General features: G+C 72.5%; 18 protein-coding genes, 2 tRNA genes and 1 pseudogene. 9 read left to right on the top strand and 12 right to left on the bottom strand.

Features of this window, described 5'->3' with window-relative positions; all coding sequences use genetic code 11:
* Nucleotides 1-68: 68 nt before the first annotated feature.
* The 3 genes from ACZ4TV_RS14905 to pgsA are packed head-to-tail and all read right to left on the bottom strand — an operon-like array spanning nucleotide 69 to nucleotide 2,808.
* Entirely contained in the window at nucleotides 69-1,229 is a 1,161-nt protein-coding gene (locus tag ACZ4TV_RS14905; RefSeq protein WP_468134534.1) for a glycosyltransferase family 4 protein, read from the bottom strand.
* Nucleotides 1,226-2,149, bottom strand: coding sequence for a phosphatidylinositol mannoside acyltransferase (locus tag ACZ4TV_RS14900; protein ID WP_468134532.1), 924 nt, complete (start codon nucleotides 2,147-2,149; stop codon nucleotides 1,226-1,228). The genes ACZ4TV_RS14905 and ACZ4TV_RS14900 overlap by 4 nt, the downstream gene beginning before the upstream one ends.
* Complete coding sequence (gene pgsA, locus ACZ4TV_RS14895) at nucleotides 2,149-2,808, bottom strand: phosphatidylinositol phosphate synthase (RefSeq protein ID WP_468134530.1); 660 nt, start codon at nucleotides 2,806-2,808, stop codon at nucleotides 2,149-2,151. Before pgsA ends, ACZ4TV_RS14900 begins: the two co-directional genes overlap by 1 nt.
* 304 nt (nucleotides 2,809-3,112) lie before the next feature.
* Between pgsA and ACZ4TV_RS14890 the strand changes: the two genes are divergently transcribed.
* The 3 genes from ACZ4TV_RS14890 to ACZ4TV_RS14880 all read left to right on the top strand — a co-directional run bounded on the left by ACZ4TV_RS14890 (nucleotide 3,113) and on the right by ACZ4TV_RS14880 (nucleotide 7,582).
* A complete protein-coding gene (locus tag ACZ4TV_RS14890) occupies nucleotides 3,113-5,308 on the top strand; it encodes an elongation factor G-like protein EF-G2 (RefSeq protein WP_468134528.1) in 2,196 nt (731 codons plus the stop codon).
* Nucleotides 5,309-5,449: 141 nt separating this feature from the next.
* Nucleotides 5,450-7,117, top strand: a complete 1,668-nt coding sequence (locus ACZ4TV_RS14885) for a hypothetical protein (RefSeq protein WP_468134526.1) — start codon at nucleotides 5,450-5,452, stop codon at nucleotides 7,115-7,117.
* A 57-nt stretch (nucleotides 7,118-7,174) separates the two neighbouring features.
* Complete coding sequence (locus ACZ4TV_RS14880) at nucleotides 7,175-7,582, top strand: DnaJ family domain-containing protein (RefSeq protein WP_468134524.1); 408 nt, start codon at nucleotides 7,175-7,177, stop codon at nucleotides 7,580-7,582.
* Nucleotides 7,583-7,607: 25 nt separating this feature from the next.
* On the opposite strand, the gene ACZ4TV_RS14875 is transcribed toward ACZ4TV_RS14880, so the two are convergent.
* Nucleotides 7,608-8,168: an HIT family protein gene (locus ACZ4TV_RS14875; protein WP_468134522.1), complete on the bottom strand. Its 561-nt coding sequence runs from the start codon at nucleotides 8,166-8,168 to the stop codon at nucleotides 7,608-7,610.
* 73 nt (nucleotides 8,169-8,241) lie between these two features.
* On the bottom strand, nucleotides 8,242-10,218 hold the full coding sequence (thrS, locus tag ACZ4TV_RS14870) for a threonine--tRNA ligase (RefSeq protein WP_468134520.1): 1,977 nt from the start codon (nucleotides 10,216-10,218) through the stop codon (nucleotides 8,242-8,244).
* A gap of 219 nt (nucleotides 10,219-10,437) precedes the next feature.
* Between thrS and ACZ4TV_RS14865 the strand changes: the two genes are divergently transcribed.
* Entirely contained in the window at nucleotides 10,438-10,938 is a 501-nt protein-coding gene (locus ACZ4TV_RS14865) for a GNAT family N-acetyltransferase (protein WP_468134518.1), read from the top strand.
* A gap of 74 nt (nucleotides 10,939-11,012) precedes the next feature.
* Here the strand turns inward: ACZ4TV_RS14865 and ACZ4TV_RS14860 are convergent, their stop codons facing one another.
* Complete coding sequence (locus tag ACZ4TV_RS14860; RefSeq protein ID WP_468134516.1) at nucleotides 11,013-12,230, bottom strand: hypothetical protein; 1,218 nt, start codon at nucleotides 12,228-12,230, stop codon at nucleotides 11,013-11,015.
* Nucleotides 12,230-12,832 (bottom strand): DUF4365 domain-containing protein, encoded by a 603-nt coding sequence (locus tag ACZ4TV_RS14855; protein WP_468134514.1) that lies wholly within the window; start codon nucleotides 12,830-12,832, stop codon nucleotides 12,230-12,232. Before ACZ4TV_RS14855 ends, ACZ4TV_RS14860 begins: the two co-directional genes overlap by 1 nt.
* 221 nt (nucleotides 12,833-13,053) lie before the next feature.
* Between ACZ4TV_RS14855 and ACZ4TV_RS14850 the strand changes: the two genes are divergently transcribed.
* Nucleotides 13,054-13,779, top strand: coding sequence for an exonuclease domain-containing protein (locus ACZ4TV_RS14850; RefSeq protein ID WP_468134512.1), 726 nt, complete (start codon nucleotides 13,054-13,056; stop codon nucleotides 13,777-13,779).
* 65 nt (nucleotides 13,780-13,844) lie between these two features.
* On the opposite strand, the gene ACZ4TV_RS14845 is transcribed toward ACZ4TV_RS14850, so the two are convergent.
* Both ACZ4TV_RS14845 and ACZ4TV_RS14840 read right to left on the bottom strand, forming a co-directional pair.
* Nucleotides 13,845-13,916, bottom strand: a tRNA-Val gene (locus ACZ4TV_RS14845).
* Nucleotides 13,917-13,954: 38 nt separating this feature from the next.
* Nucleotides 13,955-14,134, bottom strand: a pseudogene (locus ACZ4TV_RS14840) (SRPBCC family protein); the annotation flags it as partial.
* Nucleotides 14,135-14,335: 201 nt separating this feature from the next.
* Between ACZ4TV_RS14840 and ACZ4TV_RS14835 the strand changes: the two are divergent.
* Nucleotides 14,336-16,663 carry an SCO7613 C-terminal domain-containing membrane protein gene (locus ACZ4TV_RS14835; protein WP_468134510.1) on the top strand — a complete coding sequence of 776 codons (2,328 nt, stop codon included), beginning with the start codon at nucleotides 14,336-14,338 and terminating at the stop codon, nucleotides 16,661-16,663.
* Nucleotides 16,664-16,710: 47 nt separating this feature from the next.
* On the opposite strand, the gene ACZ4TV_RS14830 is transcribed toward ACZ4TV_RS14835, so the two are convergent.
* Together ACZ4TV_RS14830 and ACZ4TV_RS14825 are read right to left on the bottom strand one after the other, a co-directional pair.
* Nucleotides 16,711-16,782: transfer RNA gene (locus tag ACZ4TV_RS14830), tRNA-Val, on the bottom strand.
* Between the two features lie 46 nt (nucleotides 16,783-16,828).
* Entirely contained in the window at nucleotides 16,829-17,314 is a 486-nt protein-coding gene (locus ACZ4TV_RS14825; RefSeq protein WP_468134508.1) for a TIGR02611 family protein, read from the bottom strand.
* A 177-nt stretch (nucleotides 17,315-17,491) separates the two neighbouring features.
* On the opposite strand from ACZ4TV_RS14825, the gene ACZ4TV_RS14820 reads away from it, so the two are divergent.
* Nucleotides 17,492-17,905, top strand: a complete 414-nt coding sequence (locus ACZ4TV_RS14820) for an SsgA family sporulation/cell division regulator (RefSeq protein ID WP_030011909.1) — start codon at nucleotides 17,492-17,494, stop codon at nucleotides 17,903-17,905.
* A 201-nt stretch (nucleotides 17,906-18,106) separates the two neighbouring features.
* The gene (locus ACZ4TV_RS14815) at nucleotides 18,107-18,727 is read left to right on the top strand and encodes a CGNR zinc finger domain-containing protein (RefSeq protein WP_468134506.1); all 621 of its coding nucleotides are present in this window, start codon (nucleotides 18,107-18,109) and stop codon (nucleotides 18,725-18,727) included.
* Nucleotides 18,728-18,950: 223 nt separating this feature from the next.
* Here ACZ4TV_RS14815 and ACZ4TV_RS14810 read toward each other — a convergent pair whose 3' ends face one another.
* A complete protein-coding gene (locus ACZ4TV_RS14810) occupies nucleotides 18,951-19,409 on the bottom strand; it encodes a hypothetical protein (RefSeq protein WP_468134504.1) in 459 nt (152 codons plus the stop codon).
* A 174-nt stretch (nucleotides 19,410-19,583) separates the two neighbouring features.
* Between ACZ4TV_RS14810 and ACZ4TV_RS14805 the strand changes: the two genes are divergently transcribed.
* Entirely contained in the window at nucleotides 19,584-20,078 is a 495-nt protein-coding gene (locus ACZ4TV_RS14805) for a DsbA family protein (protein WP_468134502.1), read from the top strand.
* The last annotated feature ends 142 nt before the right edge of the window (nucleotides 20,079-20,220 follow it).

Here is a 20,220-nt window from a genome sequence, read left to right as displayed (position 1 = left end):
GCACTCCTTGTCGGCCCCGAACGGCCTTGGAGCGCACAGCAGTTCGGGGCGGGCCTGAGGTCGTGCCGTCAGTCGCGCGAGAACCCGAGCCGCTGTCGCAGGCCGACCCGCTCGTCCGCGCCGACCGCGGTCGCGCCGTCCGTCACCGTTTCGTAGACGGCCAGGATGTCCGCTCCGACGGTGGACCAGTCGAAGCGGCGTACGTGCGCCGAGCCGCGGGCGCTGAGTTCCGCGCGGCGGGACGGGTCCCGCAGGAGGGCGATCGCCGCCGTCGCCAGGGCGTCGGCGTTCTCGTTGGCGAAGAGGTCCCCCGCCCCGCCCTGGTCCAGGACCTGCGCGAAGGCGTCCAGGTCCGAGGCCAGGACCGCCGCGCCCGCCGACAGGGCCTCGACCAGGATGATGCCGAAGCTCTCGCCGCCGGTGTTCGGGGCGACGTACACGTCGACGCTGCGCAGCAGCCGTGCCTTGTCCTCGTCCGAGACCATGCCGAGGAATTCGACCCGTGCGCGCAGTTCGGCCGGCAGCGAGGCCACCGCCTCCTCCTCGTCGCCGCGGCCCGCGACCAGCAGCCGTACGTCCGGACAGGCCTCCACGATCTTGGGGAAGGCCGCCATCAGCACCGGCAGGCCCTTGCGGGGTTCGTCGATGCGGCCGATGAAGCCCAGCGTCCCGCCGCCCCACTCGGGCTTCGGCTCGGCCTGGGCGAAGAAGTCCACGTCGACCCCGTTCGGGATCACCACCGCGTCCCCGCCCAGGTGCTCCACCAGCGTGCGCCGCGCGTACTCGCTCACCGCGATCCGCGCGCTGATCTTCTCCAGGGCCGGCTGGAGGATCGGGTACGCAGCGATCATCGCCCGGGACCGGGGGTTCGAGGTGTGGAAGGTCGCCACGATCGGCCCCTGCGCCGCCCAGCAGGACAGCAGCCCCAGCGAGGGCGAGGCCGGCTCGTGGATGTGGATCACGTCGAAGGTGCCGTCGTGCAGCCAGCGCCGCACCCGGGCCGCCGACAGGAAGCCGAAGTTCAGCCGGGCCACCGAGCCGTTGTAGGGAACCGGCACCGCCCGGCCCGCCGAGACCACGTACGGCGGCAGCGGGGTCTCGTCGTCCGCCGGAGCCAGGACCGACACCTCGTGGCCGAGGCGGATCAGGTGCTCCGCCAGGTCCCGGATGTGGAACTGGACGCCACCCGGCACGTCCCACGAGTACGGGCACACGATGCCGATCTTCACTGCGCGCGCACCTCCCGGTCGTCCAGGTCCTCCAGGTCGTCCAGCCACAGTCGCTGCAGCATGTGCCAGTCCTCCGGGTGTTCGGCGATCCCCCACGCGAAGGCGTCCGCCACCGCCTGCGTCATGGCGGCTGTCTTCTCGGTGCGGGTCCCGGTCTTCGGCACCTCCACCTCGGGGTGGATGCGGCCGTACATCTTCGGATGGTCCCCGTAGTACAGGGTGGCCGGGAGCAGGACCGCGCCGGTCTGCTGGGCGAGCAGCGCCGGCCCGGCCGGCATGCGCGCCGTGGAGCCGAAGAAGTCGACTTCGACCCCGGAGGACGACAGGTCCCGGTCCGCGACCAGGCAGACCAGGCCACCGGAGCGCAGCCGGCGGGCGAGGGTGCCGAAGGCGGCGCCGCCGTTGTGCGGCAGGACCTCCATGCCCAGGCTCTCCCGGTAGGCCACGAAGCGGTCGTAGAGGCTCTCGGGCTTGAGCCGTTCGGCGACCGTGGTGAAGGGAACTCCTATGTGGCCGATGGCCCAGGCCCCGGCGAGGTCCCAGTTGGCGAGGTGCGGCAGGGCGACGACGACCCCGCGCCCGGAGGCGAGGGCCTCGCGCAGGATGTGCTCGTCCTTCATCTCGACGTCGGTGCTGAACCGTTTCGGATCCATGGCCGGCAGCCGGAAGGATTCCATCCAGTACCGCATGTACGAGCGCATGCCCGCCTGTGACAGCTCGCGCAGCCGCTCCGGGCCGGCCTCGGGCACCACCCGGGCCAGATTCGACTCCAGCCGCAGCACGCTCTTGCCGCGCCGCTTCCACGCGAAGTCGGCGATCCGGCGGCCCAGGGCCACCGCGGCCGGTTCGGGCAGCTTCTTGACCCCCGCCCAGCCGAGTCCGTACAGCCCGTCGACCAGCTTGTCCTGTGCGGCGCCCATCAGGCCGCGCCACCCTCGGAGGCGGCGGCGTCGGCCTCCGCCGACTCACGGCGCACGGTGACGACCCGCTGGATCAGCGTGACGAGCGAGCCCACCGCCACGATCCACAGCGCGATCGGCAGCAGCACCCCGATCCAGGACGGCACCCCGAAGGTCTGCAGCCCGGACAGACCGGCCGCGACCAGCGAGATCACCAGCCGCTCGGCCCGCTCGATGAGCCCGTTGACGGCCACCGGCAGCCCGATCGACTCGCCGCGCGCCTTGGTGTACGAGACCACCTGGCCGCTGGCCAGGCAGAAGATCGCCACCGCGCACAGCGCGTTGTCGTTGCCGGAGCCCGCGTACCAGAGCGCGAGACCACCGAAGATCGCCGCGTCCGCCACCCGGTCGAGGGTGGAGTCGAGGAACGCGCCCCACCGGCTGGAGACCCCGGCCTGGCGGGCCATGTTCCCGTCCACCAGATCGGAGAAGACGAAGAGGGTGATGGTGATGGTGCCCCAGAAGAACTCCCCCCGGGGGAAGAAGACCAGCGCTCCCGCCACCACTCCGGCCGTGCCGATCAGGGTGACCGCGTCCGGGCTCACCCCCCGCCGGAGCAGAAAAGCGGCGAATGGCGTGAGAACACGCGTGAAGAATGCACGCGCGTACTTGTTCAGCATGGCCTTCCCGGAGGGTCGCTGGGCCGCACGGCCACCACGGCCACCGGCTGGCCCATCGTAGCCAGCACGCCGCCGCCCGGGTGCCGCGCACCCACGGTTCGCGCCACGTAAGACGTACTTCACGTCACGCTTCACGTCACGGGCCACCCCCGTGCGTCCCGGGTACGTCAACGGTACGTCCCCGGTACGCCGTATGGACGCGATGTGACACCAGTGCAAAGCTCGAAGAACCCCGTATTCCTCTCCCAGGAAGCGATCAAGGAACCCACCCTCCTCACCGTCACCACCGGGAGGCACGATCACCATGGGATCCACATCACACCAAGCCGGAGCCGCCGGCAGGGCACTGACGGCCGACCGCCCCTCCTCCATCCGGAATGTCGTGCTGGTCGGCCACAGCGGGTCCGGAAAGACAACACTGGTCGAAGCCCTCGCCCTGACCGCCGGAGCGGTCAACCGGGCCGGCCGGGTCGAGGACGGCACCACCGTCTCCGACTACGACGAGATGGAGCACCGCCGGCAACGCTCCGTCCAGCTCTCCCTCGTCCCGGTCCAATGGGACGGAATCAAGATCAACATCCTCGACACCCCCGGATACGCCGACTTCGTCGGGGAGCTCAGGGCCGGTCTGCGCGCCGCGGACGCGGCCCTCTTCGTCGTCTCGGCCTCCGACGGGATCGACGGCGCCACCCGCATGGTCTGGGACGAGTGCGAGGCCGTCGGCATGCCCCGCGCCATCGTCGTGACGCACCTGGAGGCCGCCCGCTCCGACTACGCGCAGATGACCACCGTCTGCGGCGAGATCTTCGGCGCCGACGACCCCGACGCCGTCATCCCGCTCTACCTCCCCCTGCACGGCCCCGCCGGTCCCGACGGGCACGCCCCCGTCACGGGGCTCCTCGGCCTGCTCTCCCAGCGGGTCTACGAGTACACCTCCGGCGAGCGCGTGGAGCGCGCCCCGGATCCCGCCGAGCTCTCCCTCATCACCGACGCGCGCTCCCGCCTCATCGAGGGGATCATCGCCGAGAGCGAGGACGAGAGCCTCATGGACCGCTACCTCGGCGGCGAGGACATCGACATCAAGACCCTCGTCGACGACCTGGAGCGGGCCGTCGCCCGCGGCACCTTCCACCCCGTCCTGATGGCCGCTCCCGCCGCCGAGGGCGCCAGCCAGGGCCTGGGCACCGTGGAACTCCTCGAACTGATCACCGGCGGCTTCCCCACCCCCCTGGAGCGCGCCCCGGTCGCCGTGACCCGCCCCGACGGCTCCCCCCGACCGGCCGTCTCCTGCGATCCCGACGGGCCCCTCGTCGCCGAGGTCGTCAAGACCTCGTCCGACCCGTACGTCGGCCGCGTCTCCCTCGTACGCGTCTTCTCCGGCATCCTGAAACCCGAGGAGACCGTCCACGTCAGCGGGCACGGCCTCGCCGACCGGGGGCACGAGGACCACGATGTCGACGAGCGGATCGGCACCCTCACCTCCCCCTTCGGCAAACAGCAGCGCACCCTCACCCGCTGCATCGCCGGCGACCTCGCCTCCGTGGCCAAACTCACCCGCGCGGAGACCGGCGACACCCTCTCCGCCAAGGACGACCCGCTCCTCATGGAGCCCTGGACCATGCCCGACCCACTGCTCCCCCTCGCCATCGAGGCCCACAGCAAGGCCGACGAGGACAAGCTCTCCCAGGGCCTGGCCCGGCTCGTCGCCGAGGACCCCACCATGCGGCTGGAGCAGAACCCGCACACCCACCAGGTCGTCCTGTGGTGCCTCGGCGAGGCCCACCAGGACCTCGCCCTGGAGCGGCTGCGCACCCGCTACGGCGTCCAGGTCGACCCCGTCCCGCACAAGGTGAGCCTGCGCGAGACCTTCGGCGCGAAGGCCGCCGGCCGCGGCCGGCACGTCAAACAGTCCGGCGGCCACGGCCAGTTCGCCATCTGCGAGATCGAGGTGGAGCCGCTCCCGCCCGGCAGCGGCATCGAGTTCGTCGACAAGGTCGTCGGCGGCGCCGTGCCCCGCCAGTTCATCCCGTCCGTGGAGAAGGGCGTACGCACCCAGGCCGCCCGCGGGGTCGCGGCCGGCTACCCGCTGGTCGACGTACGCGTCACCCTCCTCGACGGCAAGGCGCACTCGGTGGACTCCTCCGACGCCGCCTTCCAGACCGCGGGCGCCCTCGCCCTGCGCGAAGCGGCCGCCGAGGCGCGCATCCACCTGCTCGAACCGGTTGCCGAGCTCTCCGTCCTCGTCCCCGACGAGTACGTCGGCCCCGTCATGAGCGACCTCGCGGGCCGCCGCGGCCGCGTCGTCGGCACCGACCAGGCCGGCCCCGGGCGCACCCGGGTCCGCGCCGAGATCCCCGAGATCGAGCTCGGCCGCTACGCCGTCGAACTGCGCTCCGTCTCGCACGGCACCGGGCGCTTCGCCCGGGCCTACGCCCGCCACGAGCCCATGCCGCCACAGATCGCGGACAAGGTGCGCGAACAGGCCGAGAAGGGAAGCTAGTTGACATAGCACCTGGAAGGCCGCCCACCCAACCTGCTTGCGGTGGGCGGCATTTCCCTGTCCCATGACCATGGGGCGACATCCGCCGATAGGCTCATCGGCGCACCAAAAGAGCACGAACGCACAGCGATGGGGGCAGCGGTGGCGGACGACGGATTCGACTTCAGGCCCGGAGCGCAGATCCCTCTCCAGGGTGGCGGGGGGCAGACGGCGGCGACCAACGCCCTCGCCTCGGCCGCGTACCGCGACGGCGGCAAGGACACCAAACTCGAAAAGATACTCACCGCCAACAGCGAGAACCACCCCGCGACGGTCAAGCCCCCGAAGATCTCCCTCTTCGAGCCCAGCCTCGGCGAGGCCTTCTGCCGGGCCGTCGAGGCCCGCACCCTCGGCCCGGACCGCAAGCCGCTCATCCAGTCCTTCGGCGCCGATCCGCAGACGGTGGTGGAGCACTGCCTCGCCGCCTCCCACATCCGCAAGGAGCGCGACCGCCGGCTCCGGCTGATCATGCTGGTCTGCGGTGTGCTGTTCCTGCCCGGTCTGCTGCTGTGGCTGGGTCTGTTCCAGCTCCGCAAGAGCCTGGCCTCCAAGGAGAGCAAGCACGGCTCCTGGATAGGCACCGTGATCCTGGTCGGCGTCGGCGTCGTGGTGGCCGTCCTGATGTTCAGGCTGCCGCTCACCGGTTTCCCCGGCCTCTACGCGCGCGGCATGATCATCGCCCCCGCCCTGGGCTGGCTGCTGGCCCGCCGGACCTGCGAGAGCACCGCCAGGGACCTGCGCGCCCGCTGGGACGGGCTGCTGGCCGGTGACGGGGTCGGCGCCAAGATCCCGGAGGCGGTGCCCGGCAACCCCGACGAGAAGGCGCGCGAGGACCTGCGCCACCAGCTCGCCAAACTCACCGCGGAGGACCGTAGCAACCAGGTCTTCTACGCGGGCCCCAAGGGCATCCTCGGCATGGGCACCCGCTGGGGCAGCTGGCAGATGGCCGAGGAGCTCGACCCCAAGAGCGAGGGCATGGAGATCCACCCCTTCCGCAGCTGGGACGTCGTACGCGCGATCGACACCCAGCTGCGCAAGCTGGAGCGGGGCCCCCTGCACACCGGCGGCTTCCCGCACGCCGCGATCCAGCACTGGATCGTCACCCCGGTCGGCGAGGGCGCGGCCGAGGTGGCCCGCCCCACCGGCGAGAACGTCGACGCCTTCCTCATCAAGCCGCACGAGATCACCCGGATCTGCAACGAGCAGCAGTTCAGCGCCGGAAACCGGCACTACCTGGGCATCCAGTACCCGCTGTGGGACGGCCAGCTGGTCATCAACATGCTGGTCACGGTCACCGTGCTCTACAAGACGCTGCGCGTGGACGTCACCGCGCACGCCCTGGGTCCCGTACACGGCCTGTTCACGACGAAGTCCGTGGCCCCGGTGGTGGAGGTGCCCAAGAGCATCCGCTTCTGGGAGACCGTGGAGCGCCCGCTGCCGCTGGTGGACGCCCAGGAGGTGGTACGCCTGGCCGTGCGGGCCCCGCTGACCTGGTACCCGCCGATCCTGGACTTCTTCGGCGGCAAGCTGGTCCTGCCCGAGCCCTTCGGCCTGCGCCACGTCTGGGCGAGCTCGATGTGGCGCCACCGGTTCATGGCCGACGACGCCCTGCGCACGGTGGCTCCGGTCCTGCGGTCGATCCACGCCGCGACCTTCAAGGTCCTGGAGGAGAACGGCGTCGACACCGAGCGCTTCACCAACCGCTCCTCGATCATGAGCGGCCTCATCCAGGAACCGGCCCCGCGCAAGGCGGACGTGTACGACGCGTAGCGGGAAGGGTGCGGGGTGGGTGCCTGAGTAGGCTGGGGTGGGGGCCGAGGAGGGAGCATGACCGAGCGCAAGCCGCCTGGTGTCAGCGTCGAGTCCTGGGTGGACCGGCAGATCCGGGAGGCCGCCGAGCGGGGCGACTTCGAGAACCTGCCGGGCTGGGGAAAGCCGCTGGCCTCGCTCGACGAGCCCTACGACGAGCTGTGGTGGATCAAGAGCAAGCTGCACCGCGAGGGCTTCGCCGTACTGCCCCCGGTGCTCGCGCTGCGCAAGGAGGCCGAGGACGCCCTGGAGGCGGTCCGGACCGCCCGCTCCGAGCGCCAGGCACGGGCCGTCCTCACGGAGATCAACGAGAAGATCCGCGCGGCCCTGCGCATGCCCCCGCCGGGACCGCTCCTGGGCCTGACGGAATTCGACGTCGAAGCCGTACTGGAGACCTGGCGCGCGTCCCGCGCGGACACCCCCTGAGGGCGTACGTACGGGCGTACGGGCCCTATCCGACGGGCCAGGCGTCGGCGAGCATCTGGCGGGTGTCCGCGAGGAGTTGCGGCAGCACCTTGGTGTGGCCGACGACCGGCATGAAGTTCGTGTCCCCGCCCCAGCGGGGCACGATGTGCTGGTGCAGGTGCGCGGCGATGCCGGCCCCGGCGGCGGCGCCCTGGTTCATGCCGATGTTGAAACCGTGCGCCCCCGAAGCCTTGCGCAGCGCGACCATCGCCCTCTTGGTGAGGTCGGCGAGCTCGGCCGTCTCAAGGTCGTCGAGCTCGGTGTAGTCGGCGACGTGCCGGTACGGGACGACCATCAGGTGACCGCCGTTGTACGGGTAGAGGTTCAGCACGGCGTAGACGTGCCTGCCCCGGGCCACGACCAGGCCGTCCTCGTCCGACATGTCCGGAATCCCGCAGAAGGGACAGCCGTCCCCGGCCTCCGGGCCGGTCGGCTTGTTCTCCCCCTGGATGTAGGCCATCCGGTGGGGCGTCCACAGACGCTGGAACGCGTCCTGCGTGCCCACACCGATCTGCTGCTCCGGCTCAGTCGTCATGGGATGCAGCATATGACCTCGCCTGGGCGGACGAGGAAGGCCCCCGGAAAGTGATCACTTCCCGGGGGCCCTCACACCGCGAGGATCAGACCTGGACGCGGTCCGCGACGACCTTGGCCAGCTTGGCCAGGGCCTCGTCCTTGGGGATGCCGTTCTCCTGCGAACCGTCGCGGTAGCGGAAGGAGACCGTGCCCGCGGCCATGTCCTCGTCACCGACGATGATCATGAACGGGACCTTGAGCTTCTGGTGGTTGCGGATCTTCTTCTGCATGCGGTCGGAGGAGGCGTCCACCTCGACCCGCAGGCCCTGCTTCTTCGCCGCCGCGGCGAAGTCCTGCAGGTACTCCACGTGCCCGTCGCCGATCGGGATGCCGACGGCCTGGACCGGGGCCAGCCACGGCGGCATGGCGCCCGCGTAGTGCTCCAGCAGCACCGCGAAGAACCGCTCGATCGAGCCGAACAGCGCCCGGTGGATCATGACCGGCCGCTGGCGCGAGCCGTCGGGCGCGGTGTACTCCAGGTTGAACCGCTCCGGCAGGTTGAAGTCGAGCTGCACGGTCGACATCTGCCAGGTACGGCCGATGGCGTCGCGCGCCTGCACGGAGATCTTCGGGCCGTAGAAGGCCGCGCCGCCCGGGTCGGGGGTCAGCGGGAGGCCCTGCTTCTCGGCGACCTGCTGGAGGACCGCGGTGGCCTCCTCCCAGACCTCGTCCGAGCCGACGAACTTCTCCGGGTCCTTGGTGGACAGCTCCAGGTAGAAGTCGGTCAGACCGTAGTCGCGCAGCAGGTTCAGCACGAAGGTGAGCGTGCGGTCGAGCTCCTCCGCCATCTGCTCACGGGTGCAGTAGATGTGCGCGTCGTCCTGGGTGAAGCCCCGGGCGCGGGTCAGGCCGTGCACCACGCCCGACTTCTCGTACCGGTACACGGTGCCGAACTCGAACAGGCGCAGCGGCAGTTCGCGGTAGGAGCGCCCGCGCGCGTCGAAGATCAGGTTGTGCATCGGGCAGTTCATGGGCTTGAGGTAGTAGTCGGTACCACCGTCGAGCTGCATGGGGGGGTACATGCCCTCCGCGTACCAGTCCAGGTGCCCGCTCTTCTCGAAGAGGGCGCCCTTGGTGGCGTGCGGGGAGTAGACGAACTCGTAGCCCTCCTCCTCGTGCCGGCGGCGCGAGTAGTCCTCCATGACCCGGCGGATGATGCCGCCGCGCGGGTGGAAGACGGCGAGGCCGGAGCCGATCTCGTCCGGGATGGAGAAGAGGTCCAGCTCGTTGCCGAGCTTGCGGTGGTCGCGCTTCTCGGCCTCGGCGAGGAAGTCGAGGTGGGCCTTCAGCTCGTCCTTCGACGGCCACGCGGTGCCGTAGATGCGCTGGAGCATCGGGTTCTTCTCGCTGCCGCGCCAGTAGGCGGCCGCGTTGCGCATGAGCTTGAACGCCGGGATGTTGCGGGTGGTGGGCAGGTGGGGACCGCGGCAGAGGTCCTTCCAGCACAGCTCGCCGGTCTTCGCGTCCAGGTTGTCGTAGATGGTCAGCTCGCCGCCGCCCACCTCGACGTTCGCACCGTCGTCGGTCGACGCCGCGCCCTTGATGCCGATGAGCTCCAGCTTGTACGGCTCGTCGGCGAGCTCCTCGCGGGCCGCCTCGTCGGTGACCACGCGGCGGGAGAACTTCTGCCCCCGCTTCTGGATCTCCTGCATCTTCTTCTCGATGGCCTTGAGGTCATCGGGGGTGAAGGGCCTGGCGACGTCGAAGTCGTAGTAGAAGCCGTTCTGGACCGGCGGGCCGATGCCCAGCTTCGCCTCGGGGAAGAGCTCCTGCACGGCCTGCGCCATGACGTGCGCGGTCGAGTGGCGCAGGATGTTCAGGCCGTCCTCGGAGGAGATCTCCACCGGCTCGACGCTCTCGCCGTCCTTCACCTCGTAGCTGAGGTCCTTGAGCTCGCCCGCGACCCGCGCGGCGACGATGGTGCGCTCGCCGGCGAAGAGCTCCGCCGCCGTAGTGCCCGTGGCCACCACGCGCTCGTCCCGCTCGGAATCGCGTTGGATGATCACACGGACGTCTGACACCGGTCTCTCCTGACTCAGGGGATGCGCGAGCGAACACTGCGCGCCTGAATCGTACCGAGCGGAGTGGCCACGCCGCTAAACGGTTACCGGGTGGCGCCCGGACCCCGGTCCGTCGCCGGTCGGCGGCACGGGGCGGAGGGTGCGGCGCCGCTGCTGGGCTCCGCCCCGGGCCCCGCGCCTCAAACGCCGGCGAGGCTGGAATGTCGGTAGCGTGCCCGTATGCCGAGCCCGCAGATACAGCCGCTGGACCTGACCGACGACGCCACCGCTGCCGCCGTGCACCGGATCGGGCGGGCCGCGTACGCGGTGGAGGCCGAGCTGATCGGTTTCGACGGCATCCCTGCGCTGAGCGAGAGCCTCGCGCAGCTGCGGGCGCGGCCGCTGACCTGGCTCGGGGCCGTCTCCGAGGACGGCCAGATCGCCGGCTTCCTCGCCTGGGAGGAGGAGGTGGACGGCGTCGTCTGCCTCGACCGGCTCTGCGTGGCCCCGGCCTGGTTCCGCCGTGGCATCGCCTCGCTGCTGCTGCGCCACGCGCTGACCGATGTCTTCCCCGGCCGCACCGTCACGGTGACGACGGGCGCGGCGAACACCCCGGCCCTGGCCCTGTACGAACGCCTGGGCTTCGCCCGAGGCCCGGATTTCTCCCCGGCCCCGGGCCTCACCATGGCGTCCTACACCCTGCCCACCACCCCTCCCCACTCCAGCCCCGCCGGCGTTTGAGGCGCTCTTCCAGCCCCGCCGGCGTTTGAGGCGCGGGGGTCCGGGGGCAGCGCCCCCGGCAACGGCGCCGCACCCTACTCGTCGACCGCGAGCACATCCGCAGGATCGAACGCGTCGTCCAGCGACTTCATCAGCCGATCCCGCTCCACCTCGTCCAGCCGCACCGGCGTCACGTCCGCCACGTCCGTCAGCCGGCGAAAGCCACCCCGGCGCTGGAGCCGCCCGCTGAGCCGGACCGGCAGGCCCACCAGGTGGGCGTGGCCCGCCACCCGGTACGCCTCCTCGTCGAGCGCGGCCCGGACGTGCGCGACGTCCGCCCCCGCCAGCACCCGCAGCCGGACGGTGCCTCCCCCGCCCCCCGCCGACCGGCGCATGCGGACCACCGCCCCCGAGATCCGCACCGGCACGGCGGGCTCGTCCCGCGTGTAGCGGGCGGCGGCCTCCCGCAGCACCGGCAGGTCCCCGGGCGAGAACTCCACCGGCTCGGGCCGCGCCGCGCAGCCGGCGGGCACCCCCGCCGCCGGAGCCCAGGCCAGCGCGATCCGGGCCCCTTCCGAACCGCGGACCAGCGCGATCAGCGCGTCGGCCAGCTCCCGGCTGACCCCGGCCGCCACCGCCGCGTCGAAGGCGTCCATGCTTCCGGTGGCCCGCCGGTAGTCCACGGCCTCCCGCGCCGCGTGCAGGGCGTGGTGCAGTCGGATCACCGTGCCCCGGCCGCCGTCCACCGGGACGTACGCGGTGAGCCTGCGGCCGCCGGGCGAAGGCCCCACCAGTACGCCGTCCAGGGCCCTTTCGGCCTGTCCGCGGTGGCGGGCCCCGTAGTATCCGGCCCGCGCCCGGTCCGCGAGGGCGCCGGCCAGCAGGAGCTGACGGGCGGCCGAGCGCAGCTGTTCCTGTACCGTCCAGGCGGCCTCGCCCTGGAGCCCGTACGGCCCCTCGGAGCTCTCGCGCTGCCAGCGGATCTCGTCGCTGGGCACGCTCAGCCCGAAGAGCACCTCCCGCGCGGAGGGCAGCGCACAGCGCGCGAGCGCCGTGAGCGCCTCCTCCAGCAGGTCCGGGCAGTCGGGGAAGCCCCGGTTCTCGGGCACGAGGAGGCTGGTGGCGCCCGGGTGGCCCGGGTGGCCCGGCGGGGTCCAGCGCCCATAGCGCCCGACGGCACCGCCCCGGCGCAGCCACCCGTGCCGCCGCAACAGCGCCCCGAGGACCTGGGGGTCGACCTCGGCGGGGTCGGGAAGTCCCGGCGGGCAGTCCGGGGACGGCAGCGGTTCGAGGTTCGGCGAGTGCCAAGTCATCAGGGTGTCCCTCCCGACCCGACCCGGGTCATGATCTCGCACAGCGCCCGGTCGTCGAAGATCCGCGTGGTCGGGATCCGTACGGTGGTCCGGCGCCGGCCGGTCACGGGGTGTCCGGCGAGATTGGTCCAGTAGCAGCAGTGCCGCAGGTCGAGCCGGTCGTGCCCGGCGGCGAGCCACTGGTCGCGTGCCCGCGGGACGAGCATCACGACGAGGATCTTGTGGACGGCGACCGGGCTGCGGGCCAGTTTCACCAGGTGCTCGTTGTCGAGGGTGAAGGCGAAGGTGGGGCCGGCCGGCCTGGGCGGTATCTGGTAGGTCGCCTTCAACTGCACCTTGATGGTGACCTCGTCGTCGACGACGTGTTCGGGGGCGCCGTGGCTGACGTGCCAGTCGATGCCGTTGTCCGGGAAGGGCTGGGAGAGCGAGCAGCCGGCCGCGGCGGCGACTGCGTGCAGGTATCCCACCTGAAGGGTCTCCATGCAGGCGGTGGTGGCGAGTGTGCCGCGCAGCGGTGCGGTCCGCGCCTCGTCCGGTGTGCCGGTCCGCGGATCGATCCGCCCCGCCAGCACCCCGCCCTGTTCGGGCTGCGCGAGCGCCATGGCCGGCTCCCCATGCCTTCCGGGCTCTGCCGTGGGTGGTGGGTGGGGTGACGACCGGTCATGTGCGCGGCCCCCCAAGGTTGTTGTCTCCGGACCCGGGTCCCCGCAAACGGCGTACGGGGCAAACAGCCCGGGTATCACCGATGCGGCGGGGGCGGCACGTTCCGAGGCGGCGGCGTCCGGGTGCACCCCATCTGCCGACCGGGAACGAGGAGTTCGCCATGACACGCTGGTACGAGGGCCCGCTGGCCGCATTTGACACGGAGACCACCGGGGTGGACGTCGAGCAGGACCGGATCGTGTCCGCCGCGCTCGTCGTGCAGGAGTGTGCGGGCGGCCGGGTCCGCACCACGCGCTGGCTGGTCAATCCCGGCGTTCCGGTGCCCGCGGGTGCGACGGAAGTGCACGGGCTCACCGACGACCACCTGCAGCGTCACGGGCGTTGGCCGGCTCCCGTGGTGGAGGAGATAGCCCGTGCGCTCGGGGAGCAGCAGGTGGCCGGCCGGCCCCTGGTGGTGATGAACGCGCCGTTCGATCTGACGCTCCTGGACCGGGAGTTGCGCCGGCACCGGGCCTCCTCGCTGTCGCGGTACCTGGACAACCGGCCGCTGACGGTGCTGGATCCGCGGGTGCTGGACAAGCACTTGGACCGGTACCGCAAGGGCCGCCGGACGCTGACGGACCTGTGCGCGCACTACGGGATCGAGTTGGAGGGCGCGCACGACGCGGCGGCGGACGCGATGGCCTCGCTGGAGCTCGTACGGGCGGTGGGGCGCCGGTTCGCGGCCCGGCTGGAGCGGCTGTCACCGGCCGAGCTGCACACGTTGCAGGCCGTGTGGCACGCGGCGCAGGCGCGCGGGCTGCAGGCGTGGTTCGCGCGTCAGGGGACGCCGGAGCCGGTGGATCCGCACTGGCCGCTGCGGCCGGACCTGTCGACGGCCGCGTAGTGGCGTCCACGGCACCCCGTACATGCGGAAGGCCGGCCCGTCATAGACGGACCGGCCTGTCCCGGTGGGCGATACTGGGATCGAACCAGTGACCCCTTCGGTGTGAACGAAGTGCTCTCCCGCTGAGCTAATCGCCCGGGAACGCACTGAACAATACAGAAGGCTCGGGGCTGGTTCAAACCGCTTCCGGCAGGCCGTCCAGCCGGGCCGCGAGACCGTGGCGCCCGGCGCGCATCATGAGCGCGTGGTTGAGCCGGAACACCGGCCGCCCGGGCAGGGCGAGGAGCCGCATCAGTGGCCTGCGCACCTCGGCCTCCTGCTCGTACAGGACGCGAGCGCGCGCCGTCCCCGTTCCGGCGCGCGGGCGGGGCGTCGAGGTCCCAGACGCTGCGGAAGCGGTAACGGCTCCATCGGTCCCGGCGGTTGCGGTCCATGGATGCAGTCTGGCCCGGCGGGGCGGCCCCCATGCCCGCTGTCCCGGTCCTGTGCGTACTCAGGACGGATCTGAGTACGCAGACCCATGTCCTCACCGCGTGACCGGCGCCACACTCCGCACATGGACACACCTCTGCCGCCGGCCGAAGAGCTGGCGCTCATCGACCGCGAGCTGGCTCAACTCGATGCCCGCCGGTCGTACTTGCTGGGCCGTCGGGACTGGCTGCTGCGGCTGTTGCACCAGCCCGGGCCCGGAGGACCGGTTCCGGTCCGCTGGGGGCCGCCCGCCGCGCCCGCGCAGGAGAGCTCGGGGCCGAGCGCGCAGAACGTGCTGCTGACCCTGGGCGCGGTGCTGCTGGCGGTGGCCGCGCTGGCGTTCACGCTGGTCAGCTGGGGGTCCATGGGGATCGCCGGGCGCTCGGCGGTGCTGGCCGCGGTGACGGCGGCGGCGCTCGGCGCGCCGGTGCCGCTGCTGCGCCGGGGGCTGCGGTCGACGGCGGAGTCGGTCGCCGCGGTGGGGTTGCTGCTGACGGTGCTGGACGCGTACGCGCTGCACGCGGTCGGCATGCCGGACGCCGACGGCACCGGCTACGCGGCCGGGGCGGCGGCGGTCCTCGCGGCGGTGTGGGCCGGGTACGGCTCGGCCTTGCGCACGCTGCGGATCCCGCTGCCGGCGGCGGTGCTGGCGGCGCAGTTCCCGCTGCCGCTGGCGGCGCTGGCCGCGCAGGCGGGCCCGCTGGAGCTGGGCTGGGCGCTGCTGGCGACGGCGGCGCTGGACGCGGCGCTCGCCCTGCGGGCCAGGCCGGCGGCGGTCCCGGCGGCCGTGCTGGGCGCGGCGGCGCTGCTGATCGGCGTGGCCGACGCGTGGTCGGCGGATTCGGCGGCGCGGGCCCTGGCCCCGGCGGCGCTGTTGCTGGCGTGTGCGGCTCTGGGCACGGCGGCGGCGTGGCGGGAGCCGCGGGCCTCGGCCGCCGCACTGGTGGGCGCCCTGGCGGCGGTGGTGGCGCTCGGCGGGGTGGCGCGGCCGTCGCTGGATCCGGCGTGGGCGGTGCTGGTGCACCTGCTGTTGGCGCTGCCGCTGCTGGCGGCGGTACGGGCGCACGCGCTGCCGGAGGCGGTGCGGCGCGGGCTGGCCCGGGCCGGGGCGGTGGTGGCCGTCCTGGCGGCGCTGGCCGCGGTTCCGGCGGTGGCCGCGACGCTGCTGGCCCGGGTCCGGGTGCTGGAGGAGGTCTGGGCGGTGACCACCCCGGCCCCGGATCCGTACGGGACGGGGGCGGCGGTTCCGGTGACCCTGCTGGTGGCGGCGGGGGCGGCCTGGTGGCTGTCCCGGGTGCTGCCGCGGCCGGAGCCGGGCGTGGTGGCGCTGGTCCTGGCCTGGGCGGGGCTGTTCACGGCCCCGGTGCTGCTGGGGCTCCCGGTGGCGGCTGTGTTCGCCGCGCAGCTGGTGGTGACGGGCGCGGCGGGGGTCCTCGCCCTGCGCTCCCCCGCACGCGGGGCCGGGATCGCGGCTGCCGCGTGCGCGCTCCTCGGCGCCGCGAACGTGTCCCTGGGCGCGCTGGACGGCCGGGCGGCGACGTTCGCGGTCTGGGGCCTGCTGGGCGCCGGCTGCGCGGCGGGAGCGGCGTACGGGCCCGCTCCGCGCCGGCTTCGGTCCGTGGCGGCCGTGTGCGCGGTCGGGTATGCCACGGGGGTGCTGGTGGCGGTGGGCGCGGTGACGGACCTGGCGGTGGTCTGGTGGGCGCTCCCGGTGCTCGCGGTCCCCGCGCTGGTGGCGGCGCTCGGGCCGCGCCTCGGCGGCGTACGGGTTCCCGCGGAGATCGCGGCGGCCGCGGCCGGCGCCCTGGCGGTGGCCCTCTCGGCCGGTCGGGCCGGGACGCTGGCGCTGGTCCTGGCGCTGGCCGGGGTGGTCTGCGCGGGGGCAGCGGTGCGGCCGGACCGGCGCGTGCTGGGCTGGGCGGCGGGGACGCTGTTCGTGGCGGCGACCTGGGTCCGGCTGGCCGAGGCCGGGGTGATGGCGCCGGAGGCCTACACGCTGCCTGTGACGGTGCCCGCCCTCGCGGTGGGCTTCCTGCGGCGCCGCGGGGACGCGGAGGCCTCGTCCTGGACGGCGTACGGTCCGGGGCTGGGCGCGACCCTCCTGCCCAGCCTGCTGGCCGCCTGGGCAGACGCCCACTGGCTGCGCCCGCTGCTGCTGGGGCTGGCCGCCCTGGCGGTGACCCTGACGGGTGCCCACCGGCGGCTGCGGGCCCCGCTCCTGCTGGGCGGCGTGGTGCTGGCGGCGGTGGCGCTGCACGAGCTGGCCCCGTACGTGGTGCAGGTCGCGGGGGCGCTCCCGCGCTGGGTGCCGCCGGCCCTGGCGGGCCTGCTGCTGCTGGCGGTGGGCGCGACGTACGAGAAGCGGCTGCGCGACGTCCGGCGGCTGCGGGACGCCTTCGGCCGGCTCCGGTGACGCCAGAGGCCCGGAGACTGTGAAAGTCTCCGGGCCTCTGGTCCGGGTGGGCGATACTGGGTTCGAACCAGTGACCCCTTCGGTGTGAACGAAGTGCTCTCCCACTGAGCTAATCGCCCGGACGCACCGCAAACATTACCGCATGTCAGCGGTGCTCCTTGACCATCACTGGTCCTTGAGGTTCCAGGGCAGGACGAGCCCGTACTTCCACAGGTAGAAGCCGATCAGCGCGCCCGCGATGACGAGGCCCGCGGTGGTCAGGATGATGTTGCGGCGGCGGACCTTCGGGTCGAGCGCCTTCTGCGCGGCCTCGGTGACCTTGCGCTTGGTCCAGCGCAGCACGAGATGGGCCCAGGCGAACTCGGTGGCCCAGATCGCCAGGCCCGCGAAGATCGCGACCCAGCCGGGGCCGGGCAGGACGAGCATGGCGACGCCCGCGCCGATGACGGCCAGGCCGACGATGAAGACGCCGACCTGCCAGCTCAGGTGCAGGCTCCGGCGCGCTTTGATGAAGGCCGGCGCCTTCGACACGTGCACCGCCTCTGCCGCTGCTTCGGCGGCTGCGACGGCCGCGGCTTCAGCGGCCGTGGCCTTCTTGTCGGATTCGCCGGCTGCGGACTCGTTGGTTCCGCGGTCACTCCCCGTATTCATGGGGTCGAATCTACCCGAGCCCGCAGCACACGTGAATGGAGGTTTGGATCCGCCGTTCGAGGGACCCAGAGGTCCGCAAAACGGTCAGAGGGGTTTACAACGGCACCGTAGGTGGCATGTCGATTTCGCCGACGTGCGAATCCCCGAGCGCACACTGAGCGAAAGGCCCTGGCGCTTATGAACACCACGGTCAGCTGCGAGCTGCACCTGCGCCTCGTTGTGTCGAGCGAGTCCTCACTGCCTGTTCCCGCGGGCCTGCGGTATGACACGGCCGACCCCTACGCCGTGCACGCCACCTTCCACACCGGCGCCGAGGAGACGGTCGAATGGGTATTCGCCCGCGACCTCCTCGCGGAGGGCCTCCACCGGCCCACCGGTACCGGCGACGTCCGCGTCTGGCCGTCCCGCAGCCACGGTCAGGGCGTCGTCTGCATCGCCCTGAGCTCACCGGAGGGAGAAGCACTGCTCGAAGCACCCGCCCGAGCACTCGAGTCGTTCCTCAAGCGGACGGACGCCGCGGTTCCGCCCGGGACCGAACACCGGCACTTCGACCTCGACAAGGAGCTCTCCCACATCCTGGCCGAAAGCTGAGCCAGGCCGACGACCGCCGCTCGACACCGTCCGACTCGGGGCGACGGTGCGGGGCGGACAACCCCATACGGCAGTGCCGGCGCTGTTCCCGCGGAAGCCACCCGCGAGGACGGCGCCGGTGTGCTGTGCGCGACCCGCTAGAGTCGGGATGCAGCGGCGGCGTCGTCCGTCGCCGCAGGCCCGGCCCTTGAGGGAGACACCGTGCAGATCCCACACGACACCCGTCGCGCGCTCGACGTCGTCGTCGCGCTGGTGAACACCGCGGCCGAGGCGGACCAGCCAGACGGACTCTCGGACGTCGGCGCGCTGCGCGGATTCGTCCAGGAGTACGCGATCAGCGACGTCGGCGAGCTCAGCGCCCGCGACTTGGCCGGCGTCCGGACCGTGCGCGCCAAATTCGCCCAGGTCTTCGCGGCACCGAACCCCCGCGCGGCGTCCGTACTGATCAACGAGCTCGTGGCGACCGCGGGCACCACCCCGCAGCTGACCGACCACGACGGCTACGACTGGCACGTGCACTACTTCGCCCCGGGCGCGTCGGTGGGCGACCACCTGGCGGCCGACGGCGGCATGGCGCTGGCCTTCATCGTGGTCTCCGGCGAGCAGGAACGCCTGCGCCGCTGCGAGGCCCCGGACTGCCGGCGCGCCTTCGTGGACCTGTCGCGGAACCGCTCCCGGCGCTACTGCGACAGCCGGACCTGCGGGAACCGGCTGCACGTGGCGGCGTACCGGGCCCGGCGCAAGGAGGCCGACGCGGGATCGTCAGAGCATGAAGAGATCGTGCACGGCGGCGAACAGCAGCAGGATGCCGATCACCGCTAGGAAGATCATCAGGGGCGGTTGGGAAAGCGCGAAGAGGCAGCCTCGCGGCTCCTCGGCGACGGGGGCGGCTACCGGCACGGGAACCGGGGGCTCGCTCTGCGATGTCTCGAGCATGTCGGGGCGATGATGACGCAGCGAGCCGCCGTCCCCGCCTCAACACGCCAACATCCGCGCGGCAGTTCGCCCGATCTTGTGGACGGGGCGCCCACACCCGGGCCCGGGGTCAGATGCCGTGCTTCTTGAGGATGGCCTCGATGTCGGAAAAGTCGTCCCCGGGAGCGGCGGCCTGCGGGCCGCGGCGCGCCGCGGGCTCGGACGGTGAACCGGCTCCGGCGGCGCCGAGGGACGGCGCGGAAGCGGCCGGGGCGACGGCCTCGGGGGCCGGGCTCCCCTTGACCTTCTTCGCGGGCTTCCCGGACGCGGCGAGCCTGCGGCGCTCGACGGCGCGGGTGACGACGAAGAGCAGCCAGGCCAGCGCCAGCAGTCCGAAGCCGGCCCAGACGGTCGGCTTGAAGACCATCCCGGACACCCACTGCACGACGCCCGTCAGCACGAGGCCGACCGGCACCAGCGCGTACGCGGTGATCCGCGCGGCGGCCAGGAAGCGCTTGCGGTAGGCGGTCAGCGCGGCGATGCCCAGGCCCGCCGCGGACACCGCGGAGCAAATGGTCTCGGCCAGCATGCGGTCCTCCGGGCTGTCGGGGGGCGATCGTCTGTCCCTGTCCATCCTGCACCGCCCATCGGCGCGGGGGCCAGGTCCGCAGCCGGGCCGGGCGGATCTCCGGGAAATCTCGGGGTCGCGCCTCCTCCTGAGGTGCCGGTCGGTGGGGTGGGCGGGGGCTGGGAGACTGTCCGTATGACCGATTCCGTGATCCTCGACGTCTGGTGCGAACTCCAGTGCCCGGACTGCCACAGCGCGCTGGACGACGTACGCGCCCTGCGGGCCCGCTACGGCGACCGGCTGGACATCCGGCTGCGCCACTTCCCCCTGGAGAAGCACAAGCACTCCTTCGCCGCGGCGCAGGCCGCCGAGGAGGCAGCCGAGCAGGGGCAGGGCTGGCCGTACGCCGAGGCCGTGCTGGCGCGCACCGCGGAGCTGGGCGAACGCGGCGAGGCGGTGCTGCTGGACGTGGCGCGCGACCTGGGTCTCGACGTCGAGGAATTCGACACCGCCCTGATCGACGGGCGGCACATCCTGATCGTCGACGCCGACCAGGCCGAGGGCAAGGCGATCGGCGTGACCGGCACCCCGACGTACGTGATCGGCGGCGAGCGCCTCGACGGCGGCAAGAGCCAGGCCGGCCTGCGCGCCCGCATCGAGGAGATCGCCGACCGCCTGCTCGCCGCCTGAGGATGGGCCCGACAGGACGGGTGCGAGGGGCTAGTGCTGTGGCCGGGAAGGTTTGCCGGGTCGCGGCGTCCGGTGCGGTGCATCGCAAGGCGGAGGATCGCGGCTCGTACTGGACGTACTTGCGCGGTCCGACAACGCCGCG

The organism is Streptomyces sp. NPDC028910, from assembly GCF_055564955.1.
This window is presented reverse-complemented; position numbering and strand designations above follow the sequence as displayed.

Excerpts from the sequence above, each read along its gene's own strand:
- ACZ4TV_RS14880 (WP_468134524.1), top strand. The coding sequence starts at position 7,175 with ATGACCGAGCGCAAGCCGCCTGGTGTCAGCGTCGAGTCCTGGGTGGAC.
- ACZ4TV_RS14805 (WP_468134502.1), top strand. The coding sequence starts at position 19,584 with ATGACCGATTCCGTGATCCTCGACGTCTGGTGCGAACTCCAGTGCCCG.
- ACZ4TV_RS14875 (WP_468134522.1), bottom strand. The coding sequence starts at position 8,168 with ATGCTGCATCCCATGACGACTGAGCCGGAGCAGCAGATCGGTGTGGGC.
- ACZ4TV_RS14835 (WP_468134510.1), top strand. The coding sequence starts at position 14,336 with ATGGACACACCTCTGCCGCCGGCCGAAGAGCTGGCGCTCATCGACCGC.
- ACZ4TV_RS14850 (WP_468134512.1), top strand. The coding sequence starts at position 13,054 with ATGACACGCTGGTACGAGGGCCCGCTGGCCGCATTTGACACGGAGACC.
- ACZ4TV_RS14810 (WP_468134504.1), bottom strand. The coding sequence starts at position 19,409 with ATGCTGGCCGAGACCATTTGCTCCGCGGTGTCCGCGGCGGGCCTGGGC.
- ACZ4TV_RS14860 (WP_468134516.1), bottom strand. The coding sequence starts at position 12,230 with ATGACTTGGCACTCGCCGAACCTCGAACCGCTGCCGTCCCCGGACTGC.
- ACZ4TV_RS14855 (WP_468134514.1), bottom strand. The coding sequence starts at position 12,832 with ATGGCGCTCGCGCAGCCCGAACAGGGCGGGGTGCTGGCGGGGCGGATC.
- ACZ4TV_RS14890 (WP_468134528.1), top strand. The coding sequence starts at position 3,113 with ATGGGATCCACATCACACCAAGCCGGAGCCGCCGGCAGGGCACTGACG.
- ACZ4TV_RS14865 (WP_468134518.1), top strand. The coding sequence starts at position 10,438 with ATGCCGAGCCCGCAGATACAGCCGCTGGACCTGACCGACGACGCCACC.
- ACZ4TV_RS14900 (WP_468134532.1), bottom strand. The coding sequence starts at position 2,149 with ATGGGCGCCGCACAGGACAAGCTGGTCGACGGGCTGTACGGACTCGGC.
- pgsA (WP_468134530.1), bottom strand. The coding sequence starts at position 2,808 with ATGCTGAACAAGTACGCGCGTGCATTCTTCACGCGTGTTCTCACGCCA.
- ACZ4TV_RS14820 (WP_030011909.1), top strand. The coding sequence starts at position 17,492 with ATGAACACCACGGTCAGCTGCGAGCTGCACCTGCGCCTCGTTGTGTCG.
- ACZ4TV_RS14825 (WP_468134508.1), bottom strand. The coding sequence starts at position 17,314 with ATGAATACGGGGAGTGACCGCGGAACCAACGAGTCCGCAGCCGGCGAA.